Origin of the sequence: Rhizobium ecuadorense (genome assembly GCF_001187535.1) — a bacterium.
GTDB classification, from domain to species: Bacteria; Pseudomonadota; Alphaproteobacteria; order Rhizobiales; family Rhizobiaceae; genus Rhizobium; species Rhizobium ecuadorense.
Map to the genome: position 1 here is coordinate 1 of NZ_LFIO01001695.1, position 267 is coordinate 267.

At 61.0% G+C, this 267-nt stretch carries 1 protein-coding gene; it reads right to left on the reverse strand.

The genetic code is table 11. From position 1 onward, the window contains the following. On the reverse strand, positions 1-267 hold a 267-nt coding region (locus AF337_RS33055; RefSeq protein ID WP_193393687.1), incomplete at both ends, for a beta-L-arabinofuranosidase domain-containing protein.

Here is a 267-nt window from a genome sequence, read left to right on the forward strand (position 1 = left end):
TGCTTGGTCGTCAGATCGTCCCAGAGCGTTTCCAGCGCTGCCGTCAGGCTGTCGTCCTTGTATTCGGTGGCAATGTCGGCCATGCCCGAATAGAGGTACATGGCGCGTACCGCGTGGCCGACGACCTTTGTCTGCGCGCGCACCGGCTGATGCGCCTGCGCATATTCATAGGTCTTCTGGTGGTACTCGGAGACATCGCGCCCGTCGCGGCTTGCCTCGGCGGTGAAGAAATGCGGTTCGGTGCCGCGTTCGTCGATGAAGTATTTC